The organism is Ralstonia soli, from assembly GCF_023955655.1.
Lineage (GTDB): Bacteria > Pseudomonadota > Gammaproteobacteria > Burkholderiales > Burkholderiaceae > Ralstonia > Ralstonia soli.
In genome coordinates, this window is sequence record NZ_JAMXHT010000023.1 from 1 (window position 1) to 2,834 (window position 2,834).

The window sequence follows — 2,834 nt, forward strand, 5'->3', positions numbered from 1 at the left end:
CGTAAGCGTGTCCCCAGCACCGTCTCGACGGTGTGAAAGGAAGTTGCCAGAGTGATCCCCACCAAAAAGTAGTGGGGACCACAGTGGCAACAGAAGCACCGAAGAGACGTTCACGTAGAGGCATCCCGAATCACCCCCTCGAATTCCGACGGCAGTTGGCCAAGTTGGCCTGCGAGCCTGGCGTATCGGTAGCGCGTCTGGCGATGGAGCACGGGTTGAATCCGAACCTGGTCTTCAAATGGCGCCGGGCACTGCGTGCTGGTGAATATGATCCGGCCGGTTTGCTGCCGGTGACAGTGGAAGCACCGGTGCAAGAGATCGAGCAGCCGGTCCCGGCGGCAGTTGGCAGTGCTGCTCCTGCGGGCGCCATCGAGATCAGCGTGGGCAACACGCGCGTGCGCATTGAAGGCTCGCCCGACGAAGGCACGCTGCTGCTGGTCCTGCGCATGCTGCGCGGTACATCGGGATCGGCAGCATGATCGGTCTACCCAGCCGCACGCAGATCTGGCTGGCCGCCGGCGTGACCGACATGCGTTCGGGCTTCAACAGCCTGGCCGCCAAGGTCCAGACTGTGCTGGAGCGAGATCCATTCAGCGGCCACGTGTTCGTGTTCCGAGGCAAGCGCGGCGATCTGGTCAAAGTGCTGTGGTGGAGCGGTGACGGTATGTGTTTGCTGATGAAACGCCTGGAACGTGGCCGGTTCGTGTGGCCACGTGCCGATGGTGGCGTGGTGTGTCTGAGTCAGGCGCAACTGTCGATGCTGCTCGAAGGCATCGACTGGCGACAGCCTGTCCGTACAGCGGAGCCGACATCGGCGTTGTAAACCTATCGACGGCTGCGTAAACTGCCGGCATGACCACGGCAGACGCCTATCCGGACGACATCGAAGCGCTCAAGGCCTTGCTGCTTGAGCGCGATGCGCGCATCGGGCATCTGGAAGACGTGGTCCAATCGCACAAGGCGGCAAACGCTACAGCCAAGGCCGAGATCGAGCACCTGAAACTGCTGATTGCGAAGCTGCGTCGCATGCAGTTTGGTCGTAGCTCCGAGAAGCTCGACCACCAGATCGAACAACTCGAGTTGCGACTGGAAGAGCTCGAAGCTGATGAAGGCGCGGCCCCCATCGAGGTTCCAAAGACGCCACGCACGGCGCCGGAACAGGCGCCACGCAAACCACTCCCCGAGCATCTGCCCCGCGATATCCTGACCCACTGGCCGGAATCGGGCGAAACCTGCACCGCGTGTGGTGGCCCCATGAAGCAGCTCGGCGAGGACGTCTCCGAGCAGCTTGAATATGTACCGGCGAGCTTCCGCGTGATTCGCCACGTGCGTCCGAAGCTGGCGTGCACGTGCTGCGACCACATCGTGCAAGCGGCGGCACCGAGCCGCCCCATCGAGCGTGGCCTGGCCGGTCCGGGCTTGCTGGCCCATGTACTCGTCTCGAAGTTCGCTGATCACCTGCCGCTATATCGCCAGTCGGCGATCTATGTGCGCGAGGGCGTTGAGCTGGATCGCTCGCTGCTGGCGAAATGGGTCGGCCACACCGCGAACCTGTTGCAACCGCTGGTCGACGCGTTACGCCGGCACGTGATGGCGGCAACGAAGCTGCATGCCGACGATACGCCGGTACCGGTGCTTGCACCGGGCAATGGCAAGACGAAAACCGGAAGGCTGTGGGTCTACGTGCGCGACGACCGGGACTCAGGCGACATGACGCCGCCGGCGGTCTGGTTCGCCTATACACCGGATCGCAAGGGCATCCATCCGCAGCGGCACCTCGAATCGTTCAACGGCACACTGCAGGCCGATGCCTACGGCGGTTACCAGGCGATCTACGAAACCGGACGCGTGGCCGAAGCTGCTTGCTGGGCTCATGCCCGACGGCAATTCTACGAATTGCATGCTGCGCGGCCGAACACCTTGAACACCGAAGTGCTGGAACGCATCGGTGCGCTGTACAAGGTTGAAGAAGCGATCCGGGGGAAACCGCCCGATGAGCGGCGAGCGTACCGGCAAACGCACGCCAAGCCCTTGCTCGACCAACTCCATGCGTGGCTGAGCGCCACGCTGGAAACACTCTCGCGCAAATCCGACACGAGCCGGGCGTTCCTCTACGCCCTGAACCGATGGGAGGCGCTCACGCGCTATTGCGACGATGGACACCTGGAGATCGACAACCTGCCGGTTGAACGCGCACTGCGCGGCGTGGCCATCGGACGGCGGAACTACCTGTTCGCTGGCGCAGACTCAGGTGGTGAGCGAGCAGCCGCCATCTACAGTCTGATCGGCACGGCCAAGCTCAACGGCATTGATCCCGAGGCGTATCTGCGCCATGCGCTGGCACACATCGCGGATCATCCAATCAACCGGATCGACGAACTGCTGCCGTGGCATCTGGATCAGTCGTCGTACTCAAGCGGCGTATCGGCGTAGTCCAGAACAATGGTGTGGATGCAAACCTCGCACCACTCACGGAACATCTTGGGCGTCCGGTTGCGCGGCCATAGATCTGGATCGACATACCAGTCCTCCAGCAACTGCTCGAAAACCACCTTCCAGTTCCGCTGAATCCAGCGCTTGCCCGGCTGATCCAGGTCATCGGTGCCATCCGTGGGAATCAGGAACGCGGATGGTTCCTCGCGCGCATCCTCAAACGTGACGGTGGCATTGGCTGGAGTGGGATCGGTCGCGTTGATCCATTCGACGAACGGCGCCTTGGGCAGGATGATGGCAACGACCCGGTTCGTAACGTAAAGCGGCTCCAGCGGCATGCAGTCGATCCTCGTGTCAGAAGATCAAATGCTAAAGCAAGACGGCCATCACTCCACGCTTAC

General features: G+C 62.3%; 4 protein-coding genes. 3 read left to right on the plus strand and 1 reads right to left on the minus strand.

Annotation, left to right across the window (positions count from 1 at the left end):
• Positions 1-71 precede the first annotated feature (71 nt).
• From tnpA to tnpC, 3 genes are read left to right on the plus strand one after another with little or no spacing between them, the layout of a single operon-like run.
• On the plus strand, positions 72-479 hold the full coding sequence (gene tnpA, locus NG900_RS26455) for an IS66-like element accessory protein TnpA (protein WP_104566925.1): 408 nt from the start codon (positions 72-74) through the stop codon (positions 477-479).
• On the plus strand, positions 476-823 hold the full coding sequence (gene tnpB, locus NG900_RS26460; protein WP_222328681.1) for an IS66 family insertion sequence element accessory protein TnpB: 348 nt from the start codon (positions 476-478) through the stop codon (positions 821-823). Before tnpA ends, tnpB begins: the two co-directional genes overlap by 4 nt.
• Before the next feature lie 29 nt (positions 824-852).
• Positions 853-2,433, plus strand: a complete 1,581-nt coding sequence (gene tnpC / locus NG900_RS26465; RefSeq protein WP_104566250.1) for an IS66 family transposase — start codon at positions 853-855, stop codon at positions 2,431-2,433.
• On the opposite strand, the gene NG900_RS26470 is transcribed toward tnpC, so the two are convergent.
• Entirely contained in the window at positions 2,400-2,771 is a 372-nt protein-coding gene (locus NG900_RS26470; RefSeq protein ID WP_104566249.1) for a hypothetical protein, read from the minus strand. The two genes, tnpC and NG900_RS26470, sit on opposite strands and share 34 nt — an antisense overlap.
• Between the last annotated feature and the right edge of the window lie 63 nt (positions 2,772-2,834).

Bases quoted from the DNA above. Each gene is read 5' to 3' on its own strand.
- tnpB (WP_222328681.1), top strand. From the start codon at position 476: ATGATCGGTCTACCCAGCCGCACGCAGATCTGGCTGGCCGCCGGCGTG.
- tnpC (WP_104566250.1), top strand. From the start codon at position 853: ATGACCACGGCAGACGCCTATCCGGACGACATCGAAGCGCTCAAGGCC.
- NG900_RS26470 (WP_104566249.1), bottom strand. From the start codon at position 2,771: ATGCCGCTGGAGCCGCTTTACGTTACGAACCGGGTCGTTGCCATCATC.